The sequence below is a fragment of the Orenia metallireducens genome (assembly GCF_001693735.1).
GTDB classification, from domain to species: domain Bacteria; phylum Bacillota; class Halanaerobiia; order Halobacteroidales; family Halobacteroidaceae; genus Orenia; species Orenia metallireducens.
On the sequence record NZ_LWDV01000009.1, the window covers coordinates 381,778 to 400,911 of the forward strand.

The following is a 19,134-nucleotide window of genomic DNA, read 5'->3' on the forward strand; positions in this document are numbered from 1 at the left end:
TTAGTCTTTTATGACTACAGAAATGGAGAAAAGCAGAATGAGAGAAAGAGTCAAAGTAAATTTCTTCAAAGAACTTTCAACTGAAGAATTAATCAAAGAGTTAAAGGGTAGAGAAGATATCGAAGTTATTGATTGTAAAGAAGAAGACTTAATTGGACCTTATCATGTAAGTGATGAAATTATTATTAAGTTTAATAAGTAAAAAATTATCTGCTACCTGTATCCACTAAGGAACAAGTGGCAGAGAAGGACAGGCTCATAACTCCTAGATTGGTTTAGCCTAGAGCATGGAATAACTCAAGGCAAAAACCAAAAATAAGAGAGGAGGAGCCACCTAGTTATTATTCATCTTAAGTAGCTGGTCTGAGCCTAAGGTCAGCTACAAATAAAGATTTATTCTTAAAGGACGTGGCATTTATGAGAATTTTAATAGCTAAAATTATATTTGCTATTATTATGGCTTTAGTTATTATAGAGTGGTTAAAAGAAGATAAGAAGAGAAAGGAGAAGATGTAAATGGCTAATTATAGTGAAGCACCAGAAGTTGAAGAGATTGCTCAAAAAATTATTAAAGAACATAGAAATGATTTAGCTAATGCTCAAATATATTATATGTTTAGAGATAAAGCAGCTAAAAGTAAAGGTGATATTGTTCAAGGTAGAGCTAGAAAGGTTAGTAATATATATAATCATGTAACAGGATTGGATTATATAATTGAAATTGCTGAAGATGAATGGAAGCAATTAACCGAGAAAGGGAAATATGCTTTAGTTCACCATGAGTTAAATCACTGTGGTAGGGATGAAAATGACAATTGGACAACTTTTAACCATGATTTTACTGGTTTCTTAGATGTATTAGAGCTATATGGATTTTATGATAGAGACTTAAAGAGTTTGAGAACTAGTTTAACTCAAATGAAACTACCAATTGATGATAGATTTGAAGGTGGGGGATTAAGGTTAGTAAATAATAGATAATTTGCTCAATAAATAAAAAAAGGACAGGCATGGGCACCCGTCTCCGTTTCATTATACCATATGAGGGAGGCGGGGTAAAGTGAAGCAAGTAGAGAAGGTATTGTATTTATACAGAGATTTAAAGAGAGCTAGTAAGAGGTTAAGAAGAAGAGCTTGTACAATTAACGATGGTATAAAGTCTGGATATAAAGTTGCTGATATTATTCCAGGAAGATTGAGTGCTATTTGTTATGGAGGAGGGCAAGTAGAGAGTAATGCTGTTATAAAAGATGATTTACTTAGAAGAGCTAATAGAGCAGATGAATTGATGAAGATAATCAAAGATGATATAGAGGAACTTAAAGAAGAAGAGCCAGAGTTTGGTGAAGAGATGGCTAAGGTGATTGAGTTAAAATATTTGAAGAATTATAAGAATGAGATGATAGAAACTGAATTGGCTATTAGTCATACTACTATGTATCGAAGAAAAAGTAAGGCTTTAGAGTTATTAGAGGAGAAAGGATTGTACTCACTTTATAGAGAAATAGTGAGTATAATTTGATGTGGAATAAATGTGGAATGGTTTTGGAATGAAGTTGAAATAAATAATTTAAAATCTGTGCTATAATGATTATAAGTAATATTGAGTTCACAATTAAATATATGACAAATATAGACTAACACTCGGCAGAAGCTGGGTGTTTTTTTAATTGAGGTGATTAGATGGCTAAACCTTGGGCTAAACCTTTTTATAATTCTAAAGCATGGAAGGATTGTAGAGAGGGTTATATTCAGAGTGTCAATGGATTGTGTGAGACTTGCTTAGAGAAAGGAAGATATACTCCAGGATATATAGTTCATCATACAGAGCATTTAACACAAGAGAATATTAATGATCCAGAGATCACTTTGAATTGGGATAAACTCAAGTATGAGTGTAAAGAGTGTCATGATAAACATGATGGCCATGGAGTTAATCAAGCTAAGGTGACTAGAGAAGGATTGAAGTTTAATGAGCTTGGGGAGTTAGTGAAGGAGGATTAGAGTGTGAATAGTAATGTAGAGATTTTGATAGATAAAATAGAATTTAATTACAACAAGGTTAGCCATGGTGGTTTTGGAAAACATTATTTTCCTAGCGAAATCAAAACAAAATACAGAGTTATAATTGGCGGGAAGAATGTTATTCAAGGTGACTACTTGGCAGATGCAGACGAAATTAATTTGAACAACTTAGAAGGTGCTATCAAAAATTCAATAAAAAACTTTTTAGAATAGGCAATACTAAAGAGTGGTTAGCCCCCCTTTTATTTTAGTGCAGGGGGTATATATTAGGAGACCGTAGAGTGGACACACAATTAATACACAAGTCGCACGCGAGGGGGGTGTGGTATATGGCTAAGGCAATAGCTAAGAAAAAGCAATTTTTAGAAAAAGATAAAAGGGTTAAAGTTGAGATAAATAGATTAAAAAAGATTTTTAAAGATTTAGAGCTAGATGAGAAGAAGATGCAGGTGGCTAATTCTCTTATTGAAAATGCTGCATTTATGACTATCACTTTAAAAGATCTACAAGTTGCGATTAATGAGAATGGAGTTATTAGTGAGTATAAGAATGGTGAAAATCAATATGGTACTAAGCAATCTGATGAGGTTAAAACTTATATTTCGCTAATTAATAGACATAGTTCAGTTATGAAGCAGTTAACAGACTTGTTACCTGCTGAAAAAAAGCAAGAAAATATCAATATAATTGAGCAATTTGCTCAAAGAAGGCCGGATTAGGAGGTGCAGCTAATGAGTGTAACTTTACAATGTACTGGAGAAAAGAATGATGGCTCAAGGTGTACTAGAACAAAAAACTTTTCAGAAGATGAAACACCAAAAGACTACACTTGTTGGCAACACACTACTAAAAAAGTTAAAAACAATAAAAAGACTAGTAATGATGATGTTGTAGTTTATAGTTCTGATTATAATCCTATAATTGAATATTACAATAAGATTAAAAATAAAGAAATAATTGTATCCAATAAAGTTAGAAGAGTATATAAGAAATTAGTTACAGACATAAGAGATAAAAATAGCGAATATGAATATAGCTCAGACCATGCTAATCATGCTATTGAATTTATAGAAAACTTCTGTAAACATAGTAAGGGGAAATGGGGAGGCAAACCTATAAGGCTTGAACTATGGCAAAAGGCTGCTACTGCTGCTATATTTGGATTTGTCCATAAGATAGACAGAACTAGAAAATATCAGGAAGTATTTTTTGTAGTAGCTCGTAAAAATGGAAAGTCAACTTGGATGTCTGCTGTATGTTTATATATGCAGGTGGCCGATGGAGAACCTGGAGCAGAAGTATATGCGGCAGCTACAAAAGAAAAACAAGCAAAAATAGTTTGGACAGAAGCTAAAAAAATGGTTAAAAAGTCTCCTGTATTACTAAAAAGCATTAAACCTTTAGTAAAAGAATTGAGAGGAGATTTCAATGAATCGATTTTTGTACCTTTAGGTTCTGATAGTGAAAAATTAGATGGTCTCAATGTTCACTGTGCCTCTCTTGATGAGGTCCATGCATGGAAAGATAAAAATTTGTATGATGTTATAAAAGACGGTACATCAGCTAGAGAACAACCTCTTATTTTTATGATTACAACAGCAGGTACAGTTAGAGAGTCGGTATATGATTTAAAATATGAAGAAGCAGAAATGGTTCTCGATGGGTATGAAGACCCAGAGGGATATAAGGATGAAAGATTCTTACCGATTATCTACGAGTTAGATAAAAGAGAGGAATGGACTGATAAATCAAAGTGGAAGAAAGCTAATCCAGGGCTAGGGACTATTAAGAAAATAGATAACTTAGAAACTAAAGTGAATAAAGCTAAAGCTAATCCTTTGTTGGTGAAAAATTTGCTGACAAAGGATTTTAATATTAGAGAAACCTCTAGTGAAGCTTGGCTACCTTTCGAGGATTTGAATAATGAAAGAACTTTCAAATTAGAAGAATTAAAGCCTAGATATGGTATTGGAGGTACTGACTTATCTTCTACTACAGACTTAACTGCTGCCAAAGTATTATTTATGATACCTAACGATAATCATATCTACGTATTACAGATGTATTGGTTACCAGAGGACTTATTGGAGCAAAGAGCAAGAGAGGACAAAATACCTTATGATAAGTGGAAGGATATGGGGTTATTAAGAACTACTCCAGGTAACTCTGTACACCCTAAGTTTGTTACTCAGTGGTATCTAGAAGTGCAAAATGAATATGATATTTACTTACCTTGGATAGGTTATGATGCTTGGAGTGCTAAGTACTGGGTTGAGGAGATGGAGGGCTATTTTGGAGCAGAAGCAATGATTAAGGTTATTCAAGGAAAGAAAACTTTATCAGGTCCAATGAAGAAGTTAGGAGCTGACTTAAAAGCTAATAAGATAATTTACAATAATAACCCTATAGACAAGTGGTGCTTGAGTAATACTTCTGTAGATATAGATAAAAATTTAAATATTCAACCTAATAAGCAAAGAAACCAAAGAATGAGAATAGATGGTACTGCTGCTTTGCTCAATGCTTATGTAGTATTGCAAGATAAGATGCAAGATTATATTAACATGATTTAAGGAGGTGATTATTTGGGAATATTCAGTAACTTATTTGGTAATAAAAGTCCAACAAATAAAACAGAAACAGTAGATACTCTCAAACTTGTAACAGAGAGGGGGAATAGTTTTTATAGTTGGAATGGGAAGTTATTTCAATCAGATATTATTAGATCCTGTATAAGGCCAAAAACTAAAGCAATAGGAAAACTTGAAGCTAAGCATATAAGAGAGGGGACAGATGGAATCAAAATCAACCCTGAACCTTATATGCGTTTTTTATTGGAGGAGCCTAATCCTTATATGACAGGTCAGATGATGCAGGAGAAGTTGACTAATCAACTTCAACTTAACAATAATGCCTTTGCTCTAATTATCCGAGGCGATGGAGGATATCCAAAAGAGATATATCCCATTCCAGCTACAGGAGTACAAGTTGTATTTGAAGATAATAAAGAGATGCAATTGAAATTCCTGCTTAAAACTGGTCAATATATCAAAGTTAAGTATAGTGATGTCATCCATCTAAGGCAAGATTACAACGACAATGATATTTTTGGAGAGAGTCCCCAAAAGGCTCTAACATCACTTATGGAAGTGGTTAATACCACTGACCAGGGGATAATCAAAGCTATTAAAAATAGTAATGTGATTAGATGGTTACTTAAATTCAAAAGTACTATTAGACCAGAGGATAAAGAGTTAGAAGTTAAAAAGTTTGTTAAAAACTACTTATCAATAGACAATGATGCAGGGGCAGCAGCTACAGATCCTAAGTTTGATGCTGAGCAAGTTGAGCCAAATAATTATGTACCAAATGCCGCACAAATGGATAGAACAACCGCTCGTATATATAGTTTCTTTGGTACTAATGAGAAGATAGTTCAATCTAAGTACAATGAAGATGATTGGAATGCTTATTTTGAAGCCGAATTAGAACCATTAGCTAAGCAAATGAGCTTAGAATTCACTAGAAAACTATTCACTAGAAAAGAGCGAGGGTTTGGTAATAAGATTATATTCTCAGCCAATAGCTTACAGTATGCAAGTATGAAAACTAAGCTCAACCTATGGTTAATGGTTGATAGAGGAGCTATGACTCCAAATGAATGGAGAGAAATATTAAATCTTAGTCCTATTGAGGGTGGAGATAAACCGCTAAGAAGAAAAGATACAGGAATAGTCACAGAGGGAGGTGAGACAGAAGATAATGAAGATACCGATTAGAGGTTTTATTGTTGCAAATGATGAGAAAGAAATTTATGAGTGGTTTGGTTATGAAGTAACTTGCCCTCGTGATGTTGCTGGTTGGCTAGAAAAAACCAATGGAGAAACGTTAGAAGTTGAAATCAACAGTCCTGGCGGAGACGTCTATAGTGGCTCAGAAATCTATACAGCATTAATGAATTACAAAGGAAAGGTTAATGTTGATATAGTCGGTGTTGCTGCAAGTGCTGCTAGCGTTATAGCTATGGCAGGAGATATTGTTAGAATCTCGCCTACTGCTCAGATTATGATTCATAATGTATCTAGTAGAGCTAGTGGAGATTATAGAAGTATGGAGCATAAAGCAGAAATGCTAAAGAACTACAATAAATCAATAGCTAATGCTTACAGACTAAAAACAGGGATGGAAGAACAAGAGTTATTCGATTTGATGGATTCTGGAGGTTCAGCAAACACAGGGGCTTGGTTAACTGCTCAAAAATCAAAAGAGCTAGGTTTTGCTGATGAAATTATGTTTGATACAGGTAATAAATTGGTTGCTAGTGCTGGTATTAATGATGGGATGTTGCCTCAAGGTGTTATTGATAAAATGAGAAACTTACTCCCTGAATTAAAGAATCGAGATATAGAAGATAGCAGTGAACAGATTGAAAATGAAGAGGAAACTGAAGATGTAGTTGCTAAAGACGAACTAGAGCAAGAAGAGCTAGAAGAGGTTGAAAATGTAGTTAATCAAGCTAAAGTCGATATAGATAAATTTAAAGCAAGACTAAACTTATTGAAATTAAAAGGAGAGATGATAAATGACTAAAGCAGAATATTTTAAGACAAGAAATGCAATGATGACAGAAGCTCAAAATTTAATCGACTCTGGAGATGTAGAATCTGCAAATGCTAAGATGGAAGAGATTGAAGAATTAGATGAAAAATATGATAATGTTTGTAAAGCCAAAGCTAACATGGAAGCTTTAAAGGATAACACAACTTCTGAAATGGATAATATTGTTGCCGGAAATACTGAAACTGTAGAGATTGCAGGAAACCAAAATGCCGACAAAGAAAAATTAAAAGCTTACGGTAGTGATTTAAAAATGGATAATATCATTACTGTAGGAACTAGTAAAATTGTTATTCCTGAGCGTTCATCAAGTAGTATTAATGGTACATTCAATGAGGTGTCAAGCTTAATTGATAGAGTTGATGTTGTAGAGATGCAAGGTGGAGAAAGCTTTAAACAACCATATATTAAAGGATATGGCGAAGGCGGTTATACTGGACAAGGTGCTGACTATACTGATACAGAAACTGTCTTTGATTATGCAGAAATAAATAAAGCTAAAATAACTGCTTATGCAGAGCATCCAGAAGAGATTGAAAGATTACCAGAAGCTAACTATGCAACTATGCAACTATGGTTATAGATGGTGTTGAAAAAGCTCAAAGAAAGAAAATTACTAGAGAAATTTTAGTAGGAGATGGAGCAACTAACCACTTAGTGGGTATTTTCTCTACTAATGCTACAGCAATCGACCCTGCAACTGATGTAGAAATTGCTGCAATAGACAATAATACTTTAGATAATATCATCTTTAGTTATGGTGGGGACGAAGACGTAGAAGATGCTGCTGTGTTAATCCTTAACAAGAAAGATTTAAAGGCGTTTTCTCAACTTCGTACTGATGACGGAAAGAAATTTCATACTATTGTAACTAACGGTAATACAGGTACTATTGATGGAATTCCTTTTATTATCAATAGTGCTTGTAAAGCTATCTCCGATGATGCAACTACAGCTGGAAGTTATTCGATGGCGTATGGTTCATTATCCAACTATAAATTAGTATTGTTCAGCGACACAGAAATTAAACGTTCAGATGACTTCAAATTCAAGCAAGGAGTTATTGCTCATAGAGGTTCTGGATACTTTGGTGGTAATGTTGTATCTAAGAATGGATTTTTGAGAATTAAGAAAGCTTCAGCGGTATAAAACTAACTAAACATAGTTAAGTCACCTGTATATTTGTGGGTGGCTTTTATATTTATAACACATTAAAAGGAGATGGGAATATGAAAGAAAAAGTAATTAGATCTTTTATTGATAAAAACACTAAAAAACCTTATAACCAAGGTAGCATTTATGAGTCTGAGGATGAAGCTAGAATAAAAGAGTTGCAGGAGAAAGGGTTTTTATATAAAGAGCAAACTGTCAAAAGCAAAGAAAATAATGGTCAGGGTGATAAATTCCCCAAAAATACAGGCGGGAATTGGTATGAGCTATCAAATGGAGAAAAGATTCAAGGAGAAGAGAAAGCAATAGCAGCTCAAAAGGAGCTTGACGAAAAGGAATGATGTAAATGTCTTTAATAGATGAAATTAAGCCAGTATTAAGAATTACAGCCAGCGATTTCAATGGAGAAATACAAGGTTTGATTGATGCAGCGAAAGTTGATTTAAGAATATCTGGGATTAACAATATAGATGAAACAGATGCCTTAATCAAAAGAGCTATAATTCTCTATTGTAAGGCTAATTTTGGTTATGATAATCCAGACTCAGATAAATTTCAAAAATCTTATGATATGCTAAAGAACCACTTGGCACTATCTTCTGAGTATGCGGTAGTTGATGACAATGCGACATAACAAAGTGATATATCTACCAACTATGATAATTAAAGAAGATGAATGGGGAAATGAAGTAGAAGTCCCTGACTGGAAACTTGTATATGCTAACGAGTATTCTATTGGTTCTAATGAGTATTATAATGCTGCTGTCAATGGATTAAGACCTGAAGAATCCTTTGAGATATATTCTTTTGAGTATAATAAGGAAAAGAAATTCAAATATAACGATGAAGAATATAAAATAATTCGTACTCAAGGCAAAGGTGAGAAAATAGTACTTATTGGAGAGAAGGTGGCTGGAGATGGTTAGAACAGTTAGTGTAGATGATCTAGCAGCTGTAATCACTGAAGAAGTAAAAAAATACACTGATGATGTCCAAGAAGAAATAAAGAAAGAGGTAAAATCAACTGCAAGTAAAGTTAAAAAAGAGATAAAAGCAAAGTCTCCTAAGGATACTGGAGAATATGCTGATGGATGGAGCAGCAAAACAAGTACTAAAGGTGGTCAGATTGAGGTCACAATCTACAATAAAGAAAAACCTAGTCTTACACATCTTTTAGAAATGGGTCATGCTAAAAGAAATGGGGGTAAGGTAGCGGCAATCCCCCATATTCGACCTTCGTATGATAACTTAATTCCACAGATGGAGAAAAAAATAGAGAAAATCATTAAGAACGGTGGTGGATAATATGACTTATATGGATTTAATAGATGAAATAAAATTTATAGGCTTCCCTTGCACTTATGGAAGTTTTAAGTCACAACCACCAATACCATTTGTAACAGTACAATTAGCTTATAATAACGATATGATAGCGGATAATCATAATTATAAAGATATAGGTAACTACCAGCTTGAATATTATAATTCAATTAAATATCCACCAGATGAGCAGAAAATTGAAAATAAACTTAAAGAATTAAGACTCCCTTATTCAAAAGTTGAGTCTTTTTTAGATAGTGAAGATTTATATCAAATCATATATGAAATTCAATTAATATAGGAGGTAGAAAATATGAGTAACAAAGTCAAATTCGGACTGGAACAGGTTCATGTGGCATTTTTAGGTGTGTCTCAGACCAAAAGCATAGAGGTAACTAAAACACCATCTGCAGATGGTGAGATAACAGTTACAGTTACAGCAGATACTCTTTTAGGAGTTGATTCTCCAGTTACTGTTATAGTTCCATTAGCTTCTGAAACTCACGATAATGTTGCAAAGGTAGCATCAGTATTAGTTAATGCTTTAAATAATAACAGTACTCTTAATGCTGTATTTAGAGCAAGCCATAATGCAGGAGTAATTAAGCTAGTTACTAAGGTAGCACAGGATAATGATAGCACATTAGATATTACATTCACAGATACTGGATCTACAGGAGCTACATTAGGAGTTGCTCAAGATGTCGCAGAAGGTACAACTAGTTGGGGAATTCCTAAACCTATACCAGGAGCAGTTGGATTTTCAACTTCTCCAGAGGGAGACACATCAGAATTTTATGCTGATAATACTAAGTATTTCACATATACAACTAATAACGGATATACAGGAGATTTAGAAATGGCTAATATCCCCGATGAGATACTTGCTGAAATGCTTGGGATGACTATAGATTCTAACGGAATGCTTGTCGAATCTGCAAATGATGAACCAAAATACTTTGCTTTGCTCTTCCAGGTTCAAGGTGACCAAAAGAATAGAAGGATGGTTTATTATAGATGTAAAGCATCTAGACCTTCAGAAGAGAACAGTACCAATGAAGCAAGTGTAAACCCTTCAACAGATACATTAAATTTAGAGATGCTTCCAACTGAAGATAAGAATAAATATGTTAAAGGTAAATTGCAGTTATCAGAGAGTAATCAAGCAGTGTACAATTCATTCTTTGATAGTGTATTATTACCAAATATAGCTTAGGAGTTGATTATTAATGAGAACAATACAAATTGGAAATAAAGAATTAGGGCTAAGGGCTACTCCTTTAGCTCTTTTATATTATAGACAGGAGTTTGATGAAGATTTAATAGAGGATTTGGTAAGCCTGCAAGATATGGCAAAAATGGCAGATGGAGATTTTAGCGGATTTGACTCTGTTAAGATACTTCAAATTTGTTATGCTATGAACAAAGCTGATAATTTTGGCAAACAGTTTCATGGTTTTGAGAAATGGTTATCTGAATTAGAAAGTATAGACTTTGCAGATGAAAATTTTATGATGAATGTAATTGAGGAAGCATCAGATGGATTTTTTCGTTCCGCAGCAAATGGAGGAAACCCAAAGCTCAAAGGAAAGTAATCCTGTTTCTAATAGACTTGATTTAATAATACTGTCAAATGCGAAACACATTGGATTATCATTTCAAGAACTTAATCAATTAAGAGTTAGTGATTTTATAGAAATGACAGATATTCATCTTGGTAAGAAGAAAGTAACAGGCTCTAAAAGAGCTACACAAGCAGATATAGATAAGTTATTTGCTTAACCTTCTAGTTAACTAGAGTGGTATTTTATATATGGAGGTGAGTATGTGGCAGAGACAATACGTGGGATTAATGTAAAAATAGGTTCAGATACTACAGGGTTGGGTAAAGCATTGAAGGATGTTAATAAAAAAAGTAGAGACATACGATCAGAACTTAGGAAAGTTCAAAGATTACTTCGCTTCAATCCTGATGACACTAGATTATTAGCTCAGCAACAAGAATTATTATCTCAAAGGGTAGGCAATACTAGTGAAAAACTAGAAAGATTGCGATCTGTACAAGAACAGGTAAATGAGCAATTTCAGAATGGAGAAATATCCGCTGAAGCTTACAGAGATTTTCAAAGAGAGTTAGTAAGAACAGAAAGCCAGCTTAATAGTTTTAGAGAACAGTTAGACAATGCAGGTCAAAGTTCAAGCACTCTTGCTCAAAGAATACAAGCTACAGGTGAGAGATTACAAGGTGTTGGAAATAAGCTCAAAGGGATAGGAAAGAAATTGTCTGGTATGTCAGCAGCTATTACTGGTGCTTTTACAGGTCTTGTAGTAGGGACTAGAGACTTTCGAAAAGAAATAGCTGTGTTAGAAAATAACACTAAAACTGCTGGAGCTAATATGGAGAATATGTCTGCTGCTATGAAGCAGATGCAGGGAGTAACTGGCGAACTTGATAGTAATGTAGAGGGATTATCCAATCTTTTAGCAGCAGGTTTTAAGGGTGACAAGTTCCAACAGGTACTTGATGAATTGTCAGGTGCTGCAATCAAATTTAAAGATACTTTAAAATTTGAAGGTATAGCTGATGGATTACAGGAAACTCTTGCAACTGGTTCAGCAGTTGGTCCTTTTGCAGAACTACTTGAAAGATCTGGGATTCAAATTGATAATTTTAATGCTGGGTTACAACAAGCTATAACTAGTGGAACTGAGCAAAATTATATTTTAGAAACTCTAGCCAATACTGGTCTTGCAAATGTTTATGAGCAATATAGGCAGAATAACTCAGAACTTGTTAATAGTGCTGAGGCTAATTATTCACTTCAAGAATCACTTAGTAAATTAGGTAAAACTCTTGAGCCAATAATGACCCAAATAACTATTGCAATTACTAAAGTTGTAGATGTATTTAATAACCTATCTCCAGTAGGTAAAAAAATAGCACTGATATTTGGAGGGATAGCAACTGCAATAGGGCCAGTTCTTGTCACAGTTGGTAGCATGATAACCGCTTGGGGAACTCTGTCTACAACATTTGCTACAGTAAGTACTTTTGTTTCAGCAACTCTCATTCCTGCTCTTTCTGGAATGGCAGCTCCCATTCTAGGAACTGTTGCAGCAGTGGGAGGATTGATTGCAATTGGAATAGAAGTGGTTAGACATTGGGAAAAGGTTAAATCATTGCTAAAAGCAGTATTTGATACTCTTAAATCTATAGTCAAAATTGTAGTCAATGTATGGAAGTTAGAATTTAAATCTTTAGAAGCTTTTGTCTTAACCGTAGTAGATACTATAGTCCAAAAGCTATCAGTACTAGAGAAAATACCAAAAGTAGGAGACCAATTTGCTGGATTATCTGATGCAATAGGAGATTCAGCAGAAAAATCGAGACAAGAAGTAGTAGAATTAGCTAATGAAATTAAGAAGAATGGAAAAGCAATTGCCAGTTCTACAGTAGATGTGGGCAAAGCTTTTGGAGATTTAGGTTCATCAGTAGGTAAAGATTTGAAAAATGTTACAGCAAAAGTTTTTGATTTTGTAACAGGAACCCAAATTGCCTATGCTGCTCAGTCTGAAACTATTGAAGAAGAACAAGAAAAACAGACTAATGCAGTTAAAGAAGGCAATAAGGATAGAGTTGAATCTACTTCTGAGAGCGAAGAAGAGCAGACTGAGAAAGTTAAAGGAGAAGTCAAGAAAAGAGCTGAAGCTAGAGAAGAGTTTGAAGATTCTTGGAATAATAAATTATTCAATCTAACAGCAAGTAGGATGGAGATATTAGAAAGAGAAAAAGCCAAAGCTATAGCTGAGGCTAAAGCAAAGGGAGCAAGTACAGAAGCTATAGAACAATATTATGCACAAAAAAAGAATGAAATCAGAGAAAGCTATGAAGAGTCTTGGCAAAATAAGTTATTTAGATTAACTGCTAACAAAGAGCAATTACTTGAATTAGAAAAGCAGAGGGCACTTGCAAGAGCAGAAGAACTAGGAGTTAGTAAACAAGCAATTTTAGAATACTATGCTCAAAAAGAGCAGGAGTTACTAAGTACTCAATTAGCTAACTATCAAAATCATGGAAATGCTATTTCAGCTGCAGTAGCAATCTGGAAGGATTCTGTAAAAAATTATGTTACTAATCTTAAAAATAATACAGCAGAAGCATCTATGGCAATGGCTAAATCAATGACAGGGTTCTTTGATAGTTTTGCAAATGGGACTAAGACCTTTAGAGAAGCTGTTAAAGAAATGGCATTATCTTTTGTAACTATGGCAGAACAACAAGTAATTGCAGCTCAAGCAGCGGGTATAGCAGCTTCATGGGCACAAGCTCCTTTAACTTTTGGAGCTTCTCTTGCTTATATAGGACAAATTGCGGCAGCAGTAGCCCCTGCATTAGCAACCTTTGAAACTGTGAAAGCAGTAATTAGAAAATTTGCAGATGGTGGTGTTGTAACAGGACCAACTGTAGGGTTAATAGGTGAAGCAGGAGATGATGAAGCAGTCATTCCTCTTAGAAAAGATGTATTAGCAAACCTTGGAGCAGGAATAGCAGCCCATATGCCTATGCCTCAACAACAAGAAGCAACTGTAAGTACTCGACCAATTGAAGTAACTTTACAGGTAGGAACTCTTATTGCAGATGATTTAGGACTTAAGAAGCTAGAAAGAAAATTAAGGAGTATAAGAATAAGTGAAAATGCAAGGTTAGGGGTGAATACAAGGTGAAATTAAACGGAATTAATATACCTACTCCCAGAGAAGATATGGAGATTAAAGAGACTGAGATTGGAAAGTCAGAAAGAACTGCAAGTGGTAGGTTGGTTAAAGATATAACTACTACCAAAAACACTTATACTCTTTCTTATAAAGGATTATTGCCTGCTGATGCTCTGACTTTTATTAACTTGTATAGAAGTGGTGAAGCTGTGATTTTTGAATATGAGGATGTTGAAGGAATACATTCAAAAGAAGTATATATTAATCCTTTACCAAGAAAGATATATAATCTAAAGCCACAATATACAAAAGATGTTACTGTTATTTTTGAGGAGGTGTAATCATGCTTCCAGTCAGCCCAGACTTTCTTGAAGCAATCAAAGCAGGCACAAGAAATTTTAAAGCTAGAATAGAAGTTACATGGACAGATCCCTATCTTGACCAAAGTATTCAAGTATTTGCTAATGAAGAAGCTAATATATCTTGGGTTAAGCAAGTTGCTGACTCAAAAGAATCTGCAAATCATAAGTGGTTATCACTTGATGGTTCATCTACTTTAGATGGTGCTTATTATCCTGCACCATCAACTAAAAAGGAAGCAGATGATTACCAGGTGGGTTGGTGGGGGAGTTCAATGTCTGATGAAGATGGATACTTTTCTTCACCTTATCCTACCTTAACGGTCCGTTTCTTTGCTAGACCAGTATATGGGTTAAAAGTGGTAGGGGATGATGCAAGAGAAGAGTTTCCTCAAGATTTTGATATCAATCTCTATGAAGAAGAAATTCTAGTTCATACTGAATCAATTGTAGGTAATACAGGAGTGAGCTGGCAAAAAGATATATCAGATTTACAATTATCATCAATAACAGAGATGAAATTAATAGTAAAAAGATGGTCCCATTCTAGTAAGCAAGTTAAGATTTTAGAATTCTTTTCTAGTGTACAAGAAATCTATGATGATGACCAGATTATGCAAATTAATCTTCTAGAAGAAAGAGAGCTAAGTGATGGCAGCCTCCCGATTGGAAATATATCATCTAATGAAATAGATATTAAGTTAAGCAATATAGACTATCGCTTTTCAGCAGGAAATATCAATTCTCCACTTCATCAAAAGATTAAGGTTAATAGAAAGATAAGGGCTTGGCTAGGATTAGAATTGCCAAATGGAATAATTGAATATCTCCCCTTAGGTACTTTTTGGAGTGGTGATTGGTCAGTTTCAGAACAGCAAATTTATGCAAGTACAAGTGCTAGAGATAGATTAGAGCTATTGAGAAAGACAACCTTTTCAACTAGTCAGGTCTATCAGAATATTACATTATATAAGTTGGCATTGATAGTTTTTGATGATGCAGATATAGAAGCTGATGAATATTGGATAGATACAGAGTTACAGGAGTTTGTAATCCCTTGGGGATATTTTCAGCCAGTCAGCCATAGAGAAGCATTAAGACAGATAGCAGAGGCTTGTGGAGGGCAGGTATATTGTGATAGGAAGAATGTAATTAGAGTAGAAGGGCCAAGTTTTATAAATATAAAAGGAGAGTGATAATAATGTCTAATATGTGTAATTATCTAGAAAATAAATTGCTTGATCATGTATTAAGAAATGTACCCTATACATCACCTACTACAATCTATATAGCTTTGTTAACTTCTAATCCAGCAGAAGCAGGAGATATTACAAGTGAGGTTTCTGGAGGTAGTTATGCAAGGCAAGCAATAACCTTTGATGAGATTGTAGATGGAGTAACACAGAATACCTATGATATTGAATTTCCACAAGCAACAGCTGACTGGGGAATAATTACTCATGTTATATTAATGGATGCTGAAACTGGTGGTAATCCATTATTTTATGCAGAGTTAACTACTGCTAAAACTATCACTACTGACGATATATTTAAAGTTCCAATTAGTGAGTTAACAGTAAAGTTAGATTAAAGGAGGTGATATAGATTGTCTTTTGATCTAAGTACTACATTAACAGCTACAAGTAATCATCTTTATTCTGTTTATGCTGATAGTGATTATGTTTATGCTGGTTCACAGAATGAAATTTATATTTATGATAAAACAAGCCTTACACCAATAACCAAGTTAACAGATCCAGTTGGTTATATTTATTCTGTTTATGCTGATAGCGATTATATTTATGTTAGCTCATATAATGGAATATGTATTTATGATAGAATAAATTTGACTTTAATAACTACATTAACTGATGTAAGTGGAAATGTTTATTCTATTTATGTTAATGAAGATTATATTTATGCTGGTTCATATAATGGAATATGTATTTATAATAGAGCAGATTTAACCTTAATAACTATATTAACTGATACAAATGATTTTATTTTTTCTGTCTATACTGATAGTAATTATATTTATGCTGGCTCACGTGATAATAAGTTATATATCTATGATAGAATAGATTTTACATTAGTAACTACCTTCACTGATGCAAATAATATTATTCGGTCTGTCTATGCTGATAGTGATTATATTTATGCCGGTTCCAGTGATAAAATCTATGTCTATAATAAAACAAATTTGACCTTAATAACTACTTTAACAGATCCAGTTGGTTATATTTATTCTATATATGTTGATAGCAATTATATTTATGCTGGAGCCCATGATAAGAATATATATATCTATGACAGAAGAGATTTTACATTAGTAACTAAGTTAACAGATGCAACAGGTTATATTTACTCTGTTTATGCTGATAATGATTACCTTTACGCTGCTTCATATGATAATAATGTCTATATTTATGGTAGAAGTATAACTAATTATATTGAAGCTTCTGCTGATTTTTCAGCTAGTGCCACAATATCAATCAATTCTGCTAGACTAAAAAATTCTTCTGCTAATATATTATCTAGTGGAATTATGACCACAGAAATACAGAAAATTACAGGTCATATGTTTGAAATGATAACAGGTAATGCTACAATAACCCTTGCTTCTACTAGAATAAGAGAAGTCCCAGCTAATATAGTAGTAAAAGGTTCTGCGAATATTAGACCTTATATTATAGCTAATGTAACAAGTGATATGTTAGGTCAAACAGAAATGACTGTTAGGTCATTGAAACTGATTATCCCCACAGGATTATATGAAATAACAGCAGATGATTATTTTACAAAGAATCAACCTGCTGATTCGTCTAGTGTAGCAAATTATATAATAGTAGAAACTCAACCTCTTGTATTATCTGATGGGTTAGAAGAAGTTTTTTCTACTAGTGAAGTTAGAACAATTGGAGCAGCTGAGACTATCACTATTAATGCTGAGTATTCAGAGAAACCAGCTATAGAAGTTACAGCTCACTTGGAGAATAATACAGTGAACACTTCAATTACTCATGCTAATTATTATGCTTGTAATGCTGAAATTGAGATTAGCAACAGTGGAACTAGTCAAGATACTTTCAAGTTAATACTTGAAGGTAAGCCTTTAAAAGTAAAAGGAGCAGAAAGAGTATATTCACAAGATGATAGGAGTATAACTGAGAATGGAAAGATAGATTATACTCTTCCTATAAATCATCTGATTCAAACTAAAGAAATGGCTCAGAAGATAGCTGATAAACTTAAAGGTTCCTTTGCTGACCCTAAGCGAGATGTGTCTTTGGATTGGCGAGGTAATCCAGCATTAATATTAGCTGATCTAATTACTGTACCAGAATTTCAAAAACTGGGTATCAATAAGGTTGGACAATTTTATGTAACTAAACAAGAGTTAGAATATGATGGAGGATTAAGAGCAAACCTAGAAGGGAGGAAAAATGAATGAGTTGGGAAGGGACTAAAACTGATTGGACTCCTGATGATGGAGTTGATAACAAAAATTTCAATAGGATTGAAGGCAATATACAAGATAATCATAATCGGTTAAATAGCCTTAAAAACGAAATGTTTTTCGATGTAGATGGGTTAACATATATAAATAAATCTGCAAGTAATGGTTCTGATTTCGAAATTAAAACACTAACTATAGATTTAGGATCGCCATTTTTATGGTATACATCAAATATGAATTATATTGAATCTGGAGCTCCTTTTACTTATAAGGATGATGAGGGGAGTAGTACAGGTATGAGAAATACTATTCTAAAGTATGGGAAAGGAACGAAAGAATTTGATGGACAAAAAGTGATTTCTTTTAAAATAGATAATAGAGAAGTTGTAAATAGCTATACTAATTTACCACCGTTAATAGTTAAAGATAAAATAGAAATAAAAGTCATGTTAGGGAGCGTCTATCTAGGTCATGGAGGAAATTCTGGTTATAGCTATTATAGATTCCGAGATATATATGATGAATATCAATTAATTAATCAATTGAATCAAGAGTATTCGTCTGTTAATAAGTGTACCTTTAATATTAGAGGTTATGTTATAAAACTTTAATTATTTATTAGCATTTAGACTCCGAGAGGCGTCTTTTTTTATTTTAATAGGGGAGGTGAGCTCTTTGGAGATGAATGAAAGAATAACTAGAGCAGAAGCTGATATTGAATCATTAAAGGTTAATGTTGTTAAAAATACAGAAAAGATAGAGCAGATAGATGAGAAAGTAGATACCAGAATGGCTACAAAAGAGGACTTGAAGGAGTTGCAAGGTTTTTTTGAAGGCAGGGAAGATAAGTATACCAACAATATGTGGAAAGTTATCTTTGGATTATTAATCGTTATAGGTGGAATTATATTAACTATCTTTGGAGTTAATGTAGACCAGTTACCACTTTTCTAAGGAGGAGATATATTATGAATTTAAGAGATATTATTGAAAAGAAAGCTAAAAAGCATGGAATTCCAACTAAACTCATTGCTGCTATAATCAAGATTGAAAGTAATGGTAATACTTATGCAACTAGGTATGAGCCTAATTATAGGTGGTTATATAAGGTTGAGGAATTTGCTAATCACAGTATGGCCAGTTTCGATACTGAAGAGAATGGTCAAAAGACTTCATGGGGATTAATGCAGGTAATGGGGGCAGTAGCAAGAGAACGAGGATTTAAAGGTGACTTCTTTACTGAATTGTGTGATCCATTATTAGGTATAGAGTATGGTTGTAAGCATTTAAAGCACTATTATAATCGATATGGTAACTGGGAGGATGCAGTGGCAAGTTATAATGCAGGAAGCCCTAGAAAAGATGATAATGGTGCCTATGTAAATCAAGCTTATGTAGATAAGGTATTCGGATATTGGAAGAATTAGTAGCCACCGTTTTCGGTGGTTTATTTATTTTATTAATACTGGA

General features: G+C 33.7%; 27 protein-coding genes. All 27 read left to right on the forward strand.

Going from position 1 to position 19,134, the window contains the following annotated elements; genetic code table 11:
- The first annotated feature begins 37 nt into the window (after nt 1–37).
- The 27 genes from U472_RS16815 (at nt 38) to U472_RS09940 (ending at nt 19,091) form a co-directional block, all read left to right on the forward strand.
- A complete protein-coding gene (locus tag U472_RS16815; protein WP_176714139.1) occupies nt 38–202 on the forward strand; it encodes a hypothetical protein in 165 nt (54 codons plus the stop codon).
- Nucleotides 203–516: 314 nt separating this feature from the next.
- On the forward strand, nt 517–981 hold the full coding sequence (locus U472_RS09820; RefSeq protein WP_068717982.1) for a putative metallopeptidase: 465 nt from the start codon (nt 517–519) through the stop codon (nt 979–981).
- 79 nt (nt 982–1,060) lie between these two features.
- A complete protein-coding gene (locus tag U472_RS09825) occupies nt 1,061–1,522 on the forward strand; it encodes a hypothetical protein (RefSeq protein ID WP_068717984.1) in 462 nt (153 codons plus the stop codon).
- A 161-nt stretch (nt 1,523–1,683) separates the two neighbouring features.
- Nucleotides 1,684–2,004 carry a hypothetical protein gene (locus tag U472_RS09830; protein ID WP_068717985.1) on the forward strand — a complete coding sequence of 107 codons (321 nt, stop codon included), beginning with the start codon at nt 1,684–1,686 and terminating at the stop codon, nt 2,002–2,004.
- Between the two features lie 3 nt (nt 2,005–2,007).
- Nucleotides 2,008–2,238 (forward strand): hypothetical protein, encoded by a 231-nt coding sequence (locus tag U472_RS09835; RefSeq protein ID WP_068717986.1) that lies wholly within the window; start codon nt 2,008–2,010, stop codon nt 2,236–2,238.
- Nucleotides 2,239–2,354: 116 nt separating this feature from the next.
- On the forward strand, nt 2,355–2,744 hold the full coding sequence (locus tag U472_RS09840; protein WP_068717987.1) for a hypothetical protein: 390 nt from the start codon (nt 2,355–2,357) through the stop codon (nt 2,742–2,744).
- Nucleotides 2,745–2,756: 12 nt separating this feature from the next.
- Nucleotides 2,757–4,598 (forward strand): terminase large subunit, encoded by a 1,842-nt coding sequence (locus tag U472_RS09845; RefSeq protein WP_083189852.1) that lies wholly within the window; start codon nt 2,757–2,759, stop codon nt 4,596–4,598.
- Between the two features lie 12 nt (nt 4,599–4,610).
- Nucleotides 4,611–5,804: a phage portal protein gene (locus U472_RS09850; RefSeq protein ID WP_068717988.1), complete on the forward strand. Its 1,194-nt coding sequence runs from the start codon at nt 4,611–4,613 to the stop codon at nt 5,802–5,804.
- Entirely contained in the window at nt 5,788–6,615 is an 828-nt protein-coding gene (locus U472_RS09855; RefSeq protein ID WP_068717989.1) for a head maturation protease, ClpP-related, read from the forward strand. The genes U472_RS09850 and U472_RS09855 overlap by 17 nt, the downstream gene beginning before the upstream one ends.
- The gene (locus U472_RS17705) at nt 6,608–7,225 is read left to right on the forward strand and encodes a phage major capsid protein (protein WP_218059064.1); all 618 of its coding nucleotides are present in this window, start codon (nt 6,608–6,610) and stop codon (nt 7,223–7,225) included. The genes U472_RS09855 and U472_RS17705 overlap by 8 nt, the downstream gene beginning before the upstream one ends.
- Nucleotides 7,216–7,791 carry a phage major capsid protein gene (locus tag U472_RS17710; protein ID WP_218059065.1) on the forward strand — a complete coding sequence of 192 codons (576 nt, stop codon included), beginning with the start codon at nt 7,216–7,218 and terminating at the stop codon, nt 7,789–7,791. Before U472_RS17705 ends, U472_RS17710 begins: the two co-directional genes overlap by 10 nt.
- A gap of 80 nt (nt 7,792–7,871) precedes the next feature.
- On the forward strand, nt 7,872–8,153 hold the full coding sequence (locus tag U472_RS09865; RefSeq protein WP_068717991.1) for a hypothetical protein: 282 nt from the start codon (nt 7,872–7,874) through the stop codon (nt 8,151–8,153).
- A gap of 5 nt (nt 8,154–8,158) precedes the next feature.
- Entirely contained in the window at nt 8,159–8,446 is a 288-nt protein-coding gene (locus U472_RS09870) for a head-tail connector protein (RefSeq protein WP_068717992.1), read from the forward strand.
- On the forward strand, nt 8,436–8,738 hold the full coding sequence (locus tag U472_RS09875) for a phage head-tail adapter protein (protein WP_141677970.1): 303 nt from the start codon (nt 8,436–8,438) through the stop codon (nt 8,736–8,738). Before U472_RS09870 ends, U472_RS09875 begins: the two co-directional genes overlap by 11 nt.
- Nucleotides 8,731–9,117 (forward strand): HK97 gp10 family phage protein, encoded by a 387-nt coding sequence (locus tag U472_RS09880; protein WP_068717995.1) that lies wholly within the window; start codon nt 8,731–8,733, stop codon nt 9,115–9,117. Before U472_RS09875 ends, U472_RS09880 begins: the two co-directional genes overlap by 8 nt.
- A gap of 1 nt (nt 9,118) precedes the next feature.
- Nucleotides 9,119–9,433 (forward strand): hypothetical protein, encoded by a 315-nt coding sequence (locus tag U472_RS09885; RefSeq protein ID WP_068717997.1) that lies wholly within the window; start codon nt 9,119–9,121, stop codon nt 9,431–9,433.
- Nucleotides 9,434–9,445: 12 nt separating this feature from the next.
- A complete protein-coding gene (locus U472_RS16275; protein WP_083189853.1) occupies nt 9,446–10,348 on the forward strand; it encodes a major tail protein in 903 nt (300 codons plus the stop codon).
- A gap of 13 nt (nt 10,349–10,361) precedes the next feature.
- Entirely contained in the window at nt 10,362–10,727 is a 366-nt protein-coding gene (locus tag U472_RS09895; RefSeq protein WP_068717999.1) for a hypothetical protein, read from the forward strand.
- Nucleotides 10,672–10,914 (forward strand): hypothetical protein, encoded by a 243-nt coding sequence (locus U472_RS09900; RefSeq protein WP_141677971.1) that lies wholly within the window; start codon nt 10,672–10,674, stop codon nt 10,912–10,914. Before U472_RS09895 ends, U472_RS09900 begins: the two co-directional genes overlap by 56 nt.
- Nucleotides 10,915–10,959: 45 nt before the next feature.
- Nucleotides 10,960–13,857, forward strand: a complete 2,898-nt coding sequence (locus tag U472_RS09905) for a phage tail tape measure protein (protein ID WP_068718001.1) — start codon at nt 10,960–10,962, stop codon at nt 13,855–13,857.
- On the forward strand, nt 13,854–14,189 hold the full coding sequence (locus U472_RS09910) for a hypothetical protein (RefSeq protein WP_068718002.1): 336 nt from the start codon (nt 13,854–13,856) through the stop codon (nt 14,187–14,189). The genes U472_RS09905 and U472_RS09910 overlap by 4 nt, the downstream gene beginning before the upstream one ends.
- Nucleotides 14,190–14,191: 2 nt before the next feature.
- Complete coding sequence (locus U472_RS09915; RefSeq protein WP_068718003.1) at nt 14,192–15,403, forward strand: hypothetical protein; 1,212 nt, start codon at nt 14,192–14,194, stop codon at nt 15,401–15,403.
- A 5-nt stretch (nt 15,404–15,408) separates the two neighbouring features.
- Nucleotides 15,409–15,798: a phage tail fiber protein gene (locus tag U472_RS09920; RefSeq protein ID WP_068718010.1), complete on the forward strand. Its 390-nt coding sequence runs from the start codon at nt 15,409–15,411 to the stop codon at nt 15,796–15,798.
- Between the two features lie 15 nt (nt 15,799–15,813).
- Nucleotides 15,814–17,658, forward strand: coding sequence for a WD40 repeat domain-containing protein (locus tag U472_RS09925; protein ID WP_068718011.1), 1,845 nt, complete (start codon nt 15,814–15,816; stop codon nt 17,656–17,658).
- Entirely contained in the window at nt 17,655–18,275 is a 621-nt protein-coding gene (locus U472_RS09930) for a hypothetical protein (protein WP_068718012.1), read from the forward strand. The genes U472_RS09925 and U472_RS09930 overlap by 4 nt, the downstream gene beginning before the upstream one ends.
- A 64-nt stretch (nt 18,276–18,339) precedes the next feature.
- Nucleotides 18,340–18,618, forward strand: coding sequence for a hypothetical protein (locus U472_RS09935; protein ID WP_068718013.1), 279 nt, complete (start codon nt 18,340–18,342; stop codon nt 18,616–18,618).
- A 14-nt stretch (nt 18,619–18,632) separates the two neighbouring features.
- Nucleotides 18,633–19,091 carry a lytic transglycosylase domain-containing protein gene (locus tag U472_RS09940; RefSeq protein WP_068718015.1) on the forward strand — a complete coding sequence of 153 codons (459 nt, stop codon included), beginning with the start codon at nt 18,633–18,635 and terminating at the stop codon, nt 19,089–19,091.
- Nucleotides 19,092–19,134 lie beyond the last annotated feature (43 nt).